General features: G+C 67.8%; 12 protein-coding genes. 11 read left to right on the top strand and 1 reads right to left on the bottom strand.

Features of this window, described 5'->3' with window-relative positions:
• The first annotated feature begins 134 nt into the window (after positions 1 to 134).
• From OL358_RS04275 to OL358_RS04265, 3 genes are all read left to right on the top strand, one after another.
• Positions 135 to 1,439 (top strand): extracellular solute-binding protein, encoded by a 1,305-nt coding sequence (locus OL358_RS04275; protein WP_264708698.1) that lies wholly within the window; start codon positions 135 to 137, stop codon positions 1,437 to 1,439.
• 122 nt (positions 1,440 to 1,561) lie between these two features.
• Positions 1,562 to 2,359 (top strand): carbohydrate ABC transporter permease, encoded by a 798-nt coding sequence (locus OL358_RS04270; protein WP_264708697.1) that lies wholly within the window; start codon positions 1,562 to 1,564, stop codon positions 2,357 to 2,359.
• Positions 2,356 to 3,183, top strand: coding sequence for a carbohydrate ABC transporter permease (locus OL358_RS04265; protein ID WP_264708696.1), 828 nt, complete (start codon positions 2,356 to 2,358; stop codon positions 3,181 to 3,183). The genes OL358_RS04270 and OL358_RS04265 overlap by 4 nt, the downstream gene beginning before the upstream one ends.
• A 5-nt stretch (positions 3,184 to 3,188) precedes the next feature.
• Here the strand turns inward: OL358_RS04265 and OL358_RS04260 are convergent, their stop codons facing one another.
• Positions 3,189 to 4,076, bottom strand: a complete 888-nt coding sequence (locus tag OL358_RS04260) for a MurR/RpiR family transcriptional regulator (RefSeq protein WP_264708694.1) — start codon at positions 4,074 to 4,076, stop codon at positions 3,189 to 3,191.
• A 163-nt stretch (positions 4,077 to 4,239) separates the two neighbouring features.
• Here OL358_RS04260 and OL358_RS04255 point away from each other — a divergent pair, with 163 nt between their 5' ends.
• The 8 genes from OL358_RS04255 to OL358_RS04220 all read left to right on the top strand — a co-directional run bounded on the left by OL358_RS04255 (position 4,240) and on the right by OL358_RS04220 (position 14,610).
• Positions 4,240 to 5,163 (top strand): N-acetylmuramic acid 6-phosphate etherase, encoded by a 924-nt coding sequence (locus tag OL358_RS04255; protein ID WP_264708693.1) that lies wholly within the window; start codon positions 4,240 to 4,242, stop codon positions 5,161 to 5,163.
• 1 nt (position 5,164) lies between these two features.
• Positions 5,165 to 6,112 carry an N-acetylglucosamine kinase gene (locus OL358_RS04250; RefSeq protein WP_264708692.1) on the top strand — a complete coding sequence of 316 codons (948 nt, stop codon included), beginning with the start codon at positions 5,165 to 5,167 and terminating at the stop codon, positions 6,110 to 6,112.
• Positions 6,109 to 7,128 carry a Gfo/Idh/MocA family protein gene (locus tag OL358_RS04245; RefSeq protein WP_264708691.1) on the top strand — a complete coding sequence of 340 codons (1,020 nt, stop codon included), beginning with the start codon at positions 6,109 to 6,111 and terminating at the stop codon, positions 7,126 to 7,128. Before OL358_RS04250 ends, OL358_RS04245 begins: the two co-directional genes overlap by 4 nt.
• A 6-nt stretch (positions 7,129 to 7,134) precedes the next feature.
• Positions 7,135 to 8,172 carry a serine hydrolase domain-containing protein gene (locus OL358_RS04240; protein WP_264708690.1) on the top strand — a complete coding sequence of 346 codons (1,038 nt, stop codon included), beginning with the start codon at positions 7,135 to 7,137 and terminating at the stop codon, positions 8,170 to 8,172.
• Positions 8,173 to 8,174: 2 nt separating this feature from the next.
• Positions 8,175 to 8,936: a glucosamine-6-phosphate deaminase gene (locus OL358_RS04235; RefSeq protein WP_264708689.1), complete on the top strand. Its 762-nt coding sequence runs from the start codon at positions 8,175 to 8,177 to the stop codon at positions 8,934 to 8,936.
• Positions 8,933 to 11,734: an FAD-binding and (Fe-S)-binding domain-containing protein gene (locus OL358_RS04230; RefSeq protein WP_264708688.1), complete on the top strand. Its 2,802-nt coding sequence runs from the start codon at positions 8,933 to 8,935 to the stop codon at positions 11,732 to 11,734. Before OL358_RS04235 ends, OL358_RS04230 begins: the two co-directional genes overlap by 4 nt.
• A 154-nt stretch (positions 11,735 to 11,888) precedes the next feature.
• The gene (locus tag OL358_RS04225) at positions 11,889 to 12,047 is read left to right on the top strand and encodes a hypothetical protein (RefSeq protein WP_264708687.1); all 159 of its coding nucleotides are present in this window, start codon (positions 11,889 to 11,891) and stop codon (positions 12,045 to 12,047) included.
• A 196-nt stretch (positions 12,048 to 12,243) separates the two neighbouring features.
• Positions 12,244 to 14,610, top strand: a complete 2,367-nt coding sequence (locus OL358_RS04220) for an arylsulfatase (protein WP_264708686.1) — start codon at positions 12,244 to 12,246, stop codon at positions 14,608 to 14,610.
• Positions 14,611 to 14,623: the final 13 nt, after the last annotated feature.

Genomic DNA, 14,623 nt, shown 5'->3' with positions numbered 1-14,623 from the left:
CCTCAGGGAACCGAAAAGTAAAAAGGTTTCCTTTTTGGTGAGGAGCCGGTAAAGTGTTGTCACCCGAGCCCGGGAGTCACCCGGATGACGTCAAGGTCTGCCGCGGTCCCGCCATCATCGAGAGAGGCAACACAGTGAAGAAATCAGGAGTTCTGCTGGTCGCGGGCCTTGCCGCGGCCATGGTTCTGGCAGGCTGCAGCGCCGGCTCGACCCCGTCGGAAGGCGTTCCGCAGGAAGAGGGCACGCCCGACTCGCTGACGATGCTCGTCACCGCGAGCCCGAGCGCTGATGGTCTGCGCGCTCTGGCCACGGAGTACGAGTCCGAGACGGGGGTGGCGATCGAGTTCGTCGAAGTGCCCTACGAGCAGCTCGCGACGCGCATCATCCTCGCCAGCCAGAGTGGCGAGTCGACCTTCGACATGGCGCAGGTGGACGGCTTCACCCTTCCGCAGATCGTCGCGGCGAACGGTCTCCTCTCGCTCGACGACTACATCGCCGACGACGCCGACTACGACTACGACGACTTCCCCGAGGGGCTCAAGGAGTACGCGAAGCAGGATGGCGTGAGCTACGGGCTTCCGCTGTCCACCGAGCCCTACCTGCAGTGGATCCGGACAGATCTCTACGACGAGCTCGGGCTCGAGGCGGCGGTGACGTGGGACGACGTCTACGACAACGCGGACGCGCTGAAGGAGGCGGGTCACTACGGTGCCGTCGGCGTCTACGGTGCATCGGGCTCCGCGCATCACTTCAACGCGGTGCTGGTCGGCTCCGGCGGACGGCTCCTCGATCCCGAGACGTACCGGCCGATGCTCGACACGGAGGTCGCGGCCGTCGCACTCGACCGCTACATCGACCTCGTCGAGTACGGACCATCGGGAACCGCGTCCGCGACGATCTTCGATGCCGTGAATTCCTTCAGCCAGCTCGACGTCGGGCAGATGACGACGCTCGCATCAGGCTGGTGGAGCACCATCAACAACCCCGACGAGTCCCCCAACGCCGGCAACTACGGAACGTTCCCGCCCGCGATGCAGGCGGCCGGCGACTACGACCCCGCCGCCGTGCTGTACGGATGGGTTGCGGGCATCTCCAGTGCCTCGCCCCACCAGGCTGCGGCCTGGGACTTCCTCGCCTGGGCGCTGAGCAAGGAGAACGCTGCCGCCTTCATCGACGCAGGCGCGCCGCCGCCGGCCCGGATCTCGACGACGACCAACCCCGAGTTCCTGGAGCAGCTTCCGTACCTGGCCGCCGTCGGCGAGTCCGTCGAGTCCGGTGTGCCCATCGACCGCATCCCCGAGATGTCGCAGATCATCACGGCGCTCAGCCAGACGCTCAACAGCATCGCCACTGGGCAGATGAGTCGTGAGGAAGGTCTCGCCGCGGCCCAGGATCAGCTGATGAACATCCTCGTCCAATCCGGGCGGTACAAGGGGTGACTGTCTCACTCGCGCCGGTCGAGGCTCCCGCATCACGCGGGGGCCCCGGCCGGGTGCCGCGGCGGCGGAACGTCAGGGGGGCGCTGGAGTCTCTGGGCTTCGTTGCGCCGACGTGGCTGTTCATGCTCGCGATCGGCCTCATCCCCATCGGCTACGCGGTGTGGATCTCGTTCACCGACGTCAGCCTGTACTCCGACGGGTCGCGGTTCGTCGGATTCCAGAACTACATCGATGCGGTCTTCACTCCGCGGTTCCTCGGCACACTCGGGACGACGCTGATCTTCGTCGTGGCGGGCCTGATCATCCAGTTCACCTTCGGGTACCTGCTGGCGGTGGCCCTGCACCGCCAGCTGCGCGGCTTCCAGATCGCGCGCACCGTTCTGCTGATCCCGATGCTCCTCACCCCCGTGGTGGTGGGGCTGATCTGGCAGTTCATGTTCAATCCCGACCTCGGGATCATCAACGCGATGCTCGGGGCCTTCGGGTGGGACGTGAACTTCTTCGCGGATCCGCTCCTCGCACGAGCGCTGATCGTGATGCTGGATGCGTGGATGCACATCCCCTTCGTCATGCTGATGCTCGTCGCCGGGATGGCCGGTGTGTCGGACGAGCCGTTGGAGGCCGCAGCCATCGACGGAGCAGGGTGGTGGCAGACGACCCGGTACGTCGTCCTCCCGGCACTCGCACCGGTGATCATGGTGACCCTGATCGTCCGATGCATCGACATCGTGCGAATCTTCGACATCGTCTTCAGCACGACACGGGGCGGGCCCGGAACATCCACGGAGACGGTCTCCATGCTCTCCTACGTCACCACGTTCCAGTTCTACGAGTTCAGTGACGGCGCGGCGATGTCGATCGCGCTCGCTCTCCTGATGTTCCCCGTCTACTTCCTCTACATCAGATTGACGAAAGTATGAGAACCCGTCGCCTGGCCGGCAATGCGATCGTCCAGCTCGCCCTCATCGTGGCCGCTCTCCTCGCGGTCTTCCCGCTGTTCTGGGTACTGCTGACGTCATTCAAGACGAACAAGGATGCCGCAGCTCCCGCCGAGCGCGCCTTCACCTTCACTCCGACCCTGGCCAACTACGCGGAGCTGTTCGCATCGCCGGTCTTCGCGCGGGCGGCGGTCACGTCCACGGTCATCACGCTCGCTGCGACGCTCATCGTGGTCATCGTGGCGACTCTCGGCGGCTACGCGTTCGCACGCCTGCGCGTCCCGGGGCGCCGCACGCTGGCATCCGTGATGGTCCTCGTGCAGGTCATCCCCGGCGTCGTCCTGATCGTCCCCCTGTTCCGCATGGTGAGTTCGATCGGGGCCTACGACAACTGGTGGCCGATCGCGCTCATCCTCGCGGGCCTGAGCATCCCCTTCGGCACCTGGCTGATGCTCGCCTTCTTCCGCGGTTCGCCGATCGAGATCGAGGAGGCGGCAGTGGTGGACGGGGCGAATCGGTTCAAGCTCTTCCGCTACGTCCTGATCCCGATGGTCGCACCCGGAATCGCGACCGTGGCGATCTTCACGGCGATCGCGGTGTGGAATGCGTTCCTCATCCCGCTCGTGCTCGGTCAGACGCGAGCGCAGACTTTGACCGTCTTCGCCGCGCAGTTCATCACCTTCCAGGGTGTCAACTGGGGTCCGTTGTGCGCCGGCGCGGTGCTGATCCTCGCACCGATCGTCCTCTTCGTGCTGGCGATGCAACGCCCGCTGGTCAAGGGGCTGACGGCCGGAAGCCTCAAGTAGCCATGTCAGCGGCGACCGCGCCGACCGTAGTTGAGGCGATGCGTCTGCACCGCGTCGTACGTGAGCTGAAGCGGTTCCGCGGCACGATCGGAGAGCTGCTGGGCGACGCGCACGAAAAGGAAGTCGATCACGGCCAGCTGCGTGATCCGGCCCGACATCGCGCCCGGCCGGTACCGCGTCTCGCTCGCGCTCGTGGTGAGCACGTGATCGACGTCCTTGGCGATCGGCGAGGAGGGGAAGTTCGTCACGAGGACAGTCGTGGCGCCGCTGTCGCGCGCCGCCGCGAGGCTGTCGGCGACTTCGACGGTGAGACCGCTGTGGGAGAACCCGATGGCGACGCAGCCGGGCGTGAGCACGGCGGCGCTGGTCAACGCGAGGTGGACGTCGCTCCAGGCGAACGCCACCATCCCGATCCTGTGCAGCTTCTGCTGGAGGTCGGCTGCGGCGATTCCGCTGGAGGCCACCCCATAGATGTCCACCCTCGGCGCGCCGACGATCGCGTCCGCGATCACGTCGAGAACCGTCGCGTCGATCGCCGCGGCGGTGGCCTCGATCGCCCGCGCCTCGTGGAAGGCGATCTTGGCGATGACCGCCGAAGCATCATCATCGGCGGCGATGTCGCTGTCGGACACTCCGAAGCGGCCGAGAGACACCTGCTCGCGTCCCACCGAGGAAGCCAGCTCGCGCCGGAACTCCGCGTAGCCGGTGTATCCGAGGCTGCGGCAGAACCGCACGACGGACGCCACAGACGTGTCGCACAGCTCGGCGAGGTCCGTGATCGAGAGACTCACCACGCGCGCCGGATCCTGCAGCACCAGCTCCGCCACTCGACGCTCGGACGGCCTGAGCGCCGGAACCGCGGCACGCAGTTCCTGCATGACGTCTTCGTTCATCGACCCCACCCCCTTCCCATACGCGGCCGACAGAACCATACCGCTCGTGCGAGTCGGGATCCGTCGCCATCGGGCTAGTAAATGACTTACCCAACATGTTAGCATTCTGAAATAAAGTTTCCTCCCGTCCGACGGTGAGGGTCCCGAAAGCGAAATGGATCCGATGGCCACCACGTCCGAAGCCTCACGTCGCACCCCCGCCACGGAGGAGCGCAACCCTCGTTCGGCGGGTCTCGAGGACATGAGCACGATCCAGATCCTCGAACTGCTCAACGCCGAAGACCAGCGGGCGATCACGGCGGTCGCCGAGACGGTCCCGGCCCTCGGCGCACTCGTCGACGACGCCGTCGACCGTGTTCGGGGCGGCGGCCGCGTCCACTACTTCGGTGCCGGCACGTCGGGGCGACTCGGCGTGCTCGACGCTGCCGAGCTGGTGCCCACGTTCGGCATCGATCCCCTTCAGGTACAGGCGCACATCGCTGGCGGCGCGGAGGCGATCACGCGTGCCGTCGAAGGGTCCGAGGACTCCGCCGCGGACGGCCACCGCGATGCGATGGACTCGGTGCGGTCGGGCGATGTCGTGATCGGTCTCGCGGTCTCGGGCACCACGCCCTACGTCGAGGGAGCGTTGCGCGCATCTCGGAACGTCGGCGCTCTCACGGGACTGGTCACCAGCAATCCGGATTCTCCGCTGGCGGAGCTGGCCGACCACGTCGTGGTGGCCGACACCGGTCCCGAGGTGCTCACCGGCTCGACCCGCCTCAAGGCCGGAACGGCGACGAAAGTCATCCTGAACGGATTCTCCACGACTCTCATGGTCAGGATGGGGCGCACGTACTCGAATCTGATGGTGGCGGTGGTCGCCGGAAACAGGAAGCTCCGGGAGCGCACACTGCGTATTCTCGAGAACGTGACGGGGGAGTCGCCTGAGGAAAGCTCCCGGCTGCTCGACGACGCCGGAGGAGATCTCCGCGTCGCCGTCGTGACGTCCGTCGCAGCCGTGTCCGCAGAGTCGGCTGCTGCTGCCCTCCAGGCTTCCCACGGATCGGTGCGGGACGCCATCCGTCGGCTCACCGGGGACGGATGACATGGCGGTCATCGGGATCGATCTCGGCGGTTCGGGCTCCCGGATCGCTGTCGTGGGCGACCGTCGCATCGAGGCTGAGGGTCCCCCCTTCGCCGTCATCGGCGGGCACGCCGCGCACGCGGACGCCGTGCGTGCCCTCGCGCGGCGCGCGCCGGCCGGAGAGTCCGTGACAGCCGTGGCCGTCAGCGCGGCCGGCTTGATCTCGCTCGGGGATCCCGACGTGCTCGGCGAAGCGACCGCGACGCTCTGGCCGGATGCGGTGATCGTGGTCGTCTCGGACGCCGTTGCCGCCGTCATGGGGGCGTGGGGTTCGACCGGCGGTGCGATTGTCGCGGCCGGCACCGGAGTCATCGCCTTCGGCACCGACTTCGAACAGACCTGGCGGCGTTCGGACGGCTGGGGCCATGAGCTCGGGGACGACGGTGGCGCTGCGTGGATCGGCGCTCGGGGGCTGTCTGCCGCTCTGCGCTCAGTGGACGGCCGACCCGGTGCTTCCCCGGCACTCCTGGATGGCCTCCGCGAGCGGTTCGGCGACCCGCTCCGAGTCCCCGAGGCGGTGCGTTCCGCACCGAATCCCGCCAGCGTGCTCGCAGCGTTCGCGCCCCAGGTCTCCGCCGCGGCTCGCCGCGGCGACGTGATCGCACAGGAGATCATCTCTGCGGCAGCGCGAGAACTCGCCCAGACGGGGCTCAGCGTGATGGGCGAGGCGATCTCGCCGCGGCTTGCGCTCGTGGGCGGGCTCTCCCGCGACGAGGTGATCGCGGAGGCCTTCACACGACACGTCCGCGAGCTCGGGCCCGATCTCGTCCTCGCGGTCGACGCAGGGACTCCGCTCGATGGCGCGGTCGCCTTCGCTCAGCGCGCCTCGACGGGCGCCGTCCGCTCTCGCCCCCCATACCTCATCAGCCTTCCACCTCAGCGATCCCACCAATCCATAGGAGCATCATGAAGTTCGGCGTCATCGGCGCCGGGACCTTCGGGTCCCGTCACATCCAAGCCTTCGATCGGCACCCCGACGTCGAACTCGTCGGCGTCCTCGACCTCAATCGCGAGCTGGCCGAGAACGCGGTCGCGAACTTCGCGTCCGGGCCCGTCCCGGTGTTCACCGACATCGACGAGTTCCTCGCCATCGACGGACTCGAGGCGGTGTCCGTCGCGACCCCCGACCACCTCCACACGGCGCCGGCCGTCGCCGCCGCGAAGGCGGGCAAGCACCTCCTCGTGGAGAAGCCGCTCGCGACCAGCGTCGAGGACGCGAAGGCCATCGTCGACGCCGCGAAAGAGGGCGGCGGCATCCTCATGGTGGACTTCCACAACCGGGTCAACCCGCCGTTCGTCGACGCCTACCAGGCTGTCCGAGACGGGCGAGTCGGCCAGGTCAAGTACGTCTACGCGCGACTGAGCAACACGGTCACCATCGCCTCGATGATCAAGTGGGCGTCCTCGTCGTCATCGCTGTGGTTCCTTGCCAGTCACATGGTCGACGTGGCGCAGTGGATCGTGGGCGAGCGCATCGTGAAGGTGACCGCTCGCGCGCTGACCGGGACCCTGGAGGCGCGCGGAATCAACACGCCCGACCTCTTCGTGATCATGGCCGAGTTCGAGTCCGGGGCGCTGGCCGTGTTCGAGCACGCCTGGATCCTCCCCGCGGGGAACCCCACCAACACCGACCTCAAGTTCGAGGTGCTCGGCTCCGATGGCGCGGTCTACATCGACACCACCCACAACCGCACGGTCGAGATCCACACGGCCGACTCCTTGGACTACCCGGCCGTCCTGGTCCCTCCGTACGGTCCGCGGCTCACCGGGTTCGTGCTGGATGCGATCGCACAGTTCGTCGATGCGGCACATGGTCGCGGCGAGGTCCTCGCGACGGGGGAGGAAGGTCTCCAGGTGACGGCGGTGCTGCGAGCGATCCTCGATTCGATCGAGTCCGGCGAGCCCGTGAACGTCGAGGCAGTCTGAGGGCGGATGGGCAGCCTCCAGGCTCAGTTGCAGGCTCTGCTCGAGGACGGTCTCGAGCAGAGCCTGTACTCGGGCGCGGCCGCGGGCATCACTGTGGGTGGTGAACGACACATCGCCTACGCCGGGACGCATGCCAGGGACGATCTGACGCCGGTGCGGGCAGACACCGTTTTCGATCTCGCGTCCGTGTCGAAGACCTTCACTGCCGCCGTGATCACGCGGCTGGCGGCGCAGGGTCGGGTGAACCTGGACGAACCGGTCGCGACCGTCCTCCCCGTCGGGACGGGACCGGGCGCCGAGCGGATCACGCTGCGGATGCTGCTGACCCACGTCTCGGGCCTGCCGGCGGAATCCTTCATCTGGCGAGACGTCTCGACTCCCCCGCCGGACCGGATGCGCGCGCTCCTGGCCACGGCACTCGAGAGCGAACCGGACGAGGTCTACAGATACTCCTGCGTCGGCTACATCGCCGCCGGTGCGGTCGCCGAGCGGGCGACGGGAAGCACGCTGCCGTCACTGCTCGACGAACTCATCACGCAGCCCCTCCACCTGACATCGGTCCGATACGGACCTGTCGACCCCGCCCGGGCGGCTGCCACCGAGGCCCAGCCGTGGGCAGGGGCCGGGATGCTGCGGGGCGAGGTGCACGACGAGCTGAACCGCTATCTGGGCGGGTGCGTCGGCAACGCGGGCCTGTTCGGATCCGCCGAGGACGTGCTCGCGTTCGCAGAGAGCTTCACAGACGATCGCCTCTACGAATCGCAAGCCCGTACCTGGATGACGACGGACGGCTTGCGACCACATCACGGGTCGGCGTTCGGTCAGGCTCTCGGACCGGCGCTAAACGATGCAGCGTTCCTCGGCGATGTCGAAGCGTTCGGTCATGTGGGTTTCACCGGGACGATGTGGCTCGCCGATCCCCGCCGCCGACTTGCCGCGGCCCTGCTCACGAACAACGTCCATCCCCATCGGGATCACGCCGACCTCACCGAGTTCCGGCAGCGATTCAGCAGCTGGGCCGCCAGCAGAGCGGGAGCGATCTGACCGTGACAGACGTGATCATCGTCCCCCACCTTCACGCCGGGGGAGCGGCCGCAGCCACCCTCCTCGCGGCCGTCCTCTCACAGAAGCCCGACATGGTGCTCGGAGTCGCCACCGGATCGACGCCACTCCCGATCTGGTCAGCGCTCGCAGCCATGCGCCTCGACATGAGCAGGGTCTCGGCGTTCGCTCTCGACGAGTACCTCGACCTGCCGCCCGGACATCCGGAAAGCTATGCCGCCGTCGTGCACCGGGAGATCGCCGTGCCCCTCGGCTTGAATCCCCGGAAGGTGCACACTCCCGACGCTCAGGCCGACCTGCGTGACGCGCCGTCCGCATACGAATCAGCCATTCGAGCCGCGGGCGGCATCGACGTCCAGGTCGTCGGGATCGGCCGGAACGGCCACATCGGATTCAACGAACCGGGCTCGTCCCTCTCGGGCCGCACGCACATCGCGAACCTGGCCGCCCAGACCCGGCGCGACAATGCCCGCTTCTTCGAGTCTCTCGACCAGGTGCCCACCCGATGCATCACGCAAGGGGTGGGGACCATTCTCGATGCACGCCGACTGATCCTGGTCGCGTCCGGGCGACGGAAGGCGGATGCCGTCGCGGCGGCTCTCGAGGGACCGGTGACCGCCTCGGTTCCCGCGTCTGCCCTGCAGCTCCATCCCGACGTGGTGGCGATCGTGGACGAGGACGCGGCGAGTCGCCTGTCCTTCGCAGATCACTACCGGATGAGCGCACCACACGGCGATGCCGCATGACGCTCGACCCACCGCCACCCGCACTGCTCGAAGCGCTACGGGCATCGGGGCTGGCCGTCGCCGATCGTGTCAGCGACCGACTGGCCGCGGCGCACGACGGGTCGCCCTACCGGCTGGTGCCCGCCGCCGTGGTGCGGGCACGAAGCGCCGGCGATGTGGCCACCGTCGTCGCTGAGGCGCGGGCATCCGGATCATCTGTGACCTTCAGGTCGGGGGGTACCAGCCTCAGCGGACAGGCCGGGTCGACGGGAGTCATCGTCGACACCAGGCGCGCATTCCGGCAGATCACGATCCTCGATGACGGCGTCGCAGTCCGCACCGGACCGGGGGCGACCGTCCGTCAGGTCAACGCCCGCCTTGCGCGGCACGGCCGCAAGCTCGGACCCGATCCCGCCAGCGAGATCGCCTGCACGATCGGCGGGGTCGTCGCCAACAACTCCAGCGGGATGGCCTGCGGCATCCGTGACAACGCGTACCGCACCCTCGACAGTGTGGAGTTGGTCCTCCCGAGCGGAACCACCGTCGACACGTCCGACCCCCAGGCGGACAGCCTGCTCGAGGCCCGCGAGCCTGACATCCACGCGGGACTCCTCCGCCTCCGCGACCGGATTCGCGGGAACCCGGCCTCGGTGGCGACCGTCAGGCGCCTGCACTCCATCAAGAACACGATGGGGTACGCACTGAACAGCTTCCTCGATCACGACAGTTCCGTGGACATCCTCGAGCACCTCATCGTGGGAAGCGAGGGAACCCTCGCGTTCGTCGCCTCAGCGACCTTCCGCACGGTGCCTATCCGACCGCACGCAGCGACGGGCCTGCTCGTGTTCGATGACCTCCAGGATGCGACCTCGGCGCTGCCGGCGATCGTGGACATGGGCTTCGCGACCGTGGAGCTCCTGGACACCGCCAGTCTCCGTGTCGCCCAGTCCGACCCCGGGACTACCGAGGAGCTGCGTGCGCTGCACCTGGATGCGCACGCTGCGCTTCTGGTCGAGTTCCAGGAAGCGAGCGCGGACGACCTTCGCGCACGCAGGGAGACGGCCCATGCGTCGCTCGCCCGCCATGCCCTGACCGTCCCCGTGCTCATCGACACCGATCCCGATCGTCGGGCACGCCTCTGGCGCATCCGAAAAGGTCTCTTCACCGCCGTCGCCGGGTCGCGTCCGTCGGGCACGACGGCGCTGCTCGAGGACGTCGCCGTTCCCGTCGACCAGCTGTACTCCCTCTGCACGGGGCTCGTCGCGCTCTTCTCAGCCCACGGCTACGACGACGGGGTGATCTTCGGTCACGCCAAAGACGGCAACATCCACTTCATGATCACCGAACGCTTCGACGAGCCGCGTTCGATGGAGCGGTACGCACGATTCACCGACGATGTGGTCGACCTCGTGCTCAGGCACGGCGGCACGCTCAAAGCCGAACACGGCACCGGGCGGATGATGGCGCCATTCCTCCCCCGCCAGGTCGGAGACGAACTCTACGACGTGATGTGCGAGGTCAAGCGGCTCATCGACCCGAGCGGCGTGCTCAATCCGGGGGTGCTGATCAGCGATGACCCTCAGGCGCACCTGCGAAATCTCAAGGTCGCTCCGCAGGTGGAACCCGAGGTGGACCGCTGCGTCGAGTGCGGGTACTGCGAGCCGGCGTGCCCGAGCAGCGACCTCACCCTGACGCCCCGTGAACGGATCGCCCTGCGCCGCGAGGCCGCCCAGGCGTCGGAGGCGCAGGACCTCACGCTGGTGCGCGCTCTCGAGGCCGAGTACCGGTACGACGGCGTCGAGACCTGCGCCGTGGACGGCATGTGCCAGACCGCATGTCCCGTCCTCATCCACACCGGCGATCTGGTCCGCCGACTGCGTCAGGAAGCGGCGACACCGGCTGCCGAACGCATCGGCCGTCTGGCAGCCGCCCATTGGGACACCGCGACTCGCAGCGCCTCGGTCGCGCTGAGCGTTGCCGGTGCGCTGCCCTCGGGAATCTCCACCGCGATGAGCGAGGTCGGGAGGGCGACCCTGGGCCGCGATGTCGTGCCCCGGTACTCCGCCGATCTGCCTGCGGGCGGCTCGCGGCGGATGCCCATCGCGAACACGGATCCGGAAGCCGTCTACTTCTCCAGCTGCACCACGACGATGTTCGCCCCCGAACCCTCCGGTCTGGGCGTCCGAGAGGCCTTCCTCTCGCTGTGCGAGCGAGCAGGCGTCGCGCTGGCCGCTCCGCCCGAGATCGGAGACCTCTGCTGCGGCACGCCGTGGAAGTCCAAGGGCCTGGTGTCGGGGTATCACGCCATGCGAGACCGCGTCGCGCTCGTGCTCGTGGAAGCGACCGACAGCGGTCGGATACCCGTCATCTGCGACGCCGCGTCCTGCAGCGAAGGCCTCGAACTGCTCCTGGATGCCGCACACGCCAGCGGCATCCGAACGATCGATGCCGTGGCCTTCACCGCCGAACGGATCCTTCCCTCCCTGCCGGTCACAGAGATCCTGGGCAGCCTGGCGCTGCACCCGACATGCTCCTCGACTCGCATGTCGCTCGACGACGCGGTCATGAAGGTCGCCGAACGGGTCGCGCGACGCGTCGACATCGCCGACGACTGGCAATGCTGCGCCTTCGCAGGCGACCGCGGGATGCTGCATCCAGAACTCACCGCCTCGGCGACCTCCGCGGAAGCAGCCGAGGTGATGAGCCGGCGCTACGACGCGTACGCCTCCGTCAACCGCACCTGTGAGATCGCCCTCAGCCGCGCCACAGGCCGGCCCTACCGGCACCTGCTCGAAATCCTCGAGCAGGTGACCAGGTAGCGCCGCACTGGGTTGCGCTGCACTCCACGCGCTTCGGCGACCCAATCGCCTCGCAGTGCCGGGCTATGCGATGCGATGCGATCCGGATGCTTCGGGTCGGCGCTCCGAAGTCAACCCCCTCGGCGGCGGGCGATGTCGGCCTTAGCTTGAGGTCATGTGGACCGTGCTCGTCATTCTGCTCGTCGCCTGGGCGATCCTGACCGTGGTGGGGTTCGCGATCGAGGGCCTGTTCTGGCTCGCGATCATCGGCATCATCCTGTTGGTCGGGACGCTCGTCTTCGGACTCATCCGTCAGCGGGCCCGACGGCCCTGAGTCGCGGGGCCGTCGCGCGTCGCCGGGGACGGCCGGCGCAGCCGACGTGAGCTCGGTGCGTTCCTCCGACGGCGCGATAGGCGTCGACCTGCGCCGCGGGTTTCGCCAGCGGCATCACCCCGATCGCATGACGCGTCGCGGGGGTGGCGGCGTTACCGTGCAGGCGCGGACATCCATCCCGAGCAGAGGAACGCTGATGAATCCTGACCGTCATGCACGCACGATGCTGCCCATTCCCGACCGTTCGGCGCCGGGTCTGACGACGTACGACGCCAAGGATCCGGCGACCTCATACGCGCCGATCGAACCGCTGCTCCCTCCGGAGGGCGCGCCGAACGTGCTCATCGTGCTGATCGATGACGCGGGATTCGGGGCATCCAGCGCGTTCGGAGGACCCTGCCACACGCCGAACGCCGAGAAGCTGGCGGCGGGCGGACTCACGTACAACCGGTTTCACACGACCGCGCTGTGCGCGCCCACCCGCGCCGCCATGCTGAGCGGCAGGAACCATCACTCCGTCGGGATGGGCAGCATCACCGAGACCGCGACATCCGCTCCGGGCAACAGCTCCCTCCGCCCGAACACCAAAGCTCCGGTGGCGATGACGCTCAAGCTGAACGGCTATTCGACAGCCCAGTTCGGCAAGTGCCACGAGGTGCCCGTGTGGCAGTCGTCGCCGATGGGTCCGTTCGACGCGTGGCCGTCGGCCGGCGGCGGGTTCGAGACGTTCTACGGCTTCATCGGGGGCGAGAGCAACCAGTGGGAGCCAGCCCTGTACGACGGCACGACGCCGGTCGAGCCGCCCGCCACGGCGGAAGAGGGCTACCACCTCACGGAGGACCTCGCCGACCGCGCTGTCAGCTGGATCCGTACCCAGAAGGCGCTCATGCCCGAGAAGCCGTTCTTCGTCTACTTCGCACCGGGGGCCACGCACGCGCCGCACCATGTGCCGCCGGAGTGGGCGGACAAGTACAAGGGGAAGTTCAGCGAGGGCTGGGACGCGCAGCGCGAACGCACCTTCGCCCAGCAGAAGGAGCTCGGGGTCATCCCGGCCGATACCGAACTCACTCCACGGCACGCCGAGATCCCGGCCTGGGACGACATGCCCGCCGAGCTGAAGCCCGTGCTCGAGCGCCAGATGGAGGTCTACGCCGGGTTCATGGAGCACACCGACCACCACGTCGGCCGGGTCATCGATGCGATCGATGAGCTCGGGGTGCTCGAGAACACCCTGATCTACTACATCATCGGCGACAACGGCGCGTCCGCCGAGGGCACGATCAACGGCGCCTTCAACGAGATGGCCAACTTCAACGGGATGGCCGCGCTCGAGACGCCGGAGTTCCTGACCTCCAAGATCGACGAGCTCGGTTCACCGACCTCCTACAACCACTACGCGGTGGGATGGGCGTGGGCGATGAACGCGCCCTTCCAGTGGACGAAGCAGGTCGCCTCGCACTGGGGCGGCACCCGCAACGGCACGATCGTGCACTGGCCGGCCGGCATCTCCGAGCGGGGCGGTCAGCGCACCCAGTTCAGCCATGTCATCGACGTGGCGCCGACGATCCTCGAGGTGGCCGGGCTCCCGGAGCCGACGATGGTCAACGGAGTGCTGCAGTCGCCTATGGAGGGGACGAGCATGGTCTACTCCTTCAACGAGCCGTCGACGCCGGAGCGTCACGACCTGCAGTACTTCGAGATGTTCGGCAACCGCGGGATCTATTTCCAAGGCCTCAGCGCTGTCACCAAGCACCGGACGCCCTGGGTGATGACGGGCGGAGCGCTCGCCGCGTTCGACGACGACGTGTGGGAGCTCTACGACGGCACGGTCGACTTCAGCCAGGCCCGCAACCTGGTGGCCGAGCAACCCGAGAAGCTGCACGAGCTGCAACGACTGTGGCTGATCGAAGCCGTCAAGTACAACGTGCTGCCGATCGATGACCGAGGAGCCGAACGGCTGAACCCGGAGCTGGCCGGGCGGCCGACCCTGATCCACGGCACATCTCAGCTCCTGTTCCCCGGCATGGGGAGACTGTCGGAGAACAGCGTCATCAGCATCAAGAACAAGTCCTTCTCCGTCACGGCGGAGATCGACGTCCCCGAGCGCGGGGCGGAAGGGGTGATCATCGCCCAGGGCGGCCGCTTCGGAGGATGGAGCCTCTACTTCGACGGCGGGAAGGCGACGTTCGTATACAACCTGCTGGGCATCCATCAGTTCACCACCTCGGCCGAGACGGTCCTGGCCGCCGGCACGCACCAGGTGCGAGCGGAGTTCGCTTACGACGGCGGCGGTCTTGCCAAGGGAGGGGACGTCACCCTGTATTACGACGGTGCCGCCGTCGGCCAAGGACGCGTCGGCGCCACGCAGCCGATGATCTTCTCGGCGGACGAGACCACCGACGTGGGCTACGAGTCCGGCACTCCGGTCAGCGCCGACTACACAGCGCAGGACAGTCGCTTCACCGGCAAGATCAGCTGGGTGCAGATCGATACCGGCGAGGACGGTCACGACCATCTGATCGATCCCGACGAACGCCTGCGCATCGCCATGGCGAGGCAGTAGCCGCCGCCGTTCT

It is taken from the genome of Microbacterium sp. SSM24, assembly GCF_025989145.1.
GTDB lineage: Bacteria > Actinomycetota > Actinomycetes > Actinomycetales > Microbacteriaceae > Microbacterium.
The sequence above is the reverse complement of the archived record's forward strand: the minus strand, read 5'-3'. Positions and strand labels throughout refer to the sequence as shown.

Bases quoted from the DNA above. Each gene is read 5' to 3' on its own strand.
- OL358_RS04270 (WP_264708697.1), top strand. From the start codon at position 1,562: ATGCTCGCGATCGGCCTCATCCCCATCGGCTACGCGGTGTGGATCTCG.
- OL358_RS04265 (WP_264708696.1), top strand. From the start codon at position 2,356: ATGAGAACCCGTCGCCTGGCCGGCAATGCGATCGTCCAGCTCGCCCTC.
- OL358_RS04260 (WP_264708694.1), bottom strand. From the start codon at position 4,076: ATGAACGAAGACGTCATGCAGGAACTGCGTGCCGCGGTTCCGGCGCTC.
- OL358_RS04255 (WP_264708693.1), top strand. From the start codon at position 4,240: ATGGCCACCACGTCCGAAGCCTCACGTCGCACCCCCGCCACGGAGGAG.
- OL358_RS04250 (WP_264708692.1), top strand. From the start codon at position 5,165: ATGGCGGTCATCGGGATCGATCTCGGCGGTTCGGGCTCCCGGATCGCT.
- OL358_RS04245 (WP_264708691.1), top strand. From the start codon at position 6,109: ATGAAGTTCGGCGTCATCGGCGCCGGGACCTTCGGGTCCCGTCACATC.
- OL358_RS04240 (WP_264708690.1), top strand. From the start codon at position 7,135: ATGGGCAGCCTCCAGGCTCAGTTGCAGGCTCTGCTCGAGGACGGTCTC.
- OL358_RS04230 (WP_264708688.1), top strand. From the start codon at position 8,933: ATGACGCTCGACCCACCGCCACCCGCACTGCTCGAAGCGCTACGGGCA.
- OL358_RS04225 (WP_264708687.1), top strand. From the start codon at position 11,889: ATGTGGACCGTGCTCGTCATTCTGCTCGTCGCCTGGGCGATCCTGACC.
- OL358_RS04220 (WP_264708686.1), top strand. From the start codon at position 12,244: ATGAATCCTGACCGTCATGCACGCACGATGCTGCCCATTCCCGACCGT.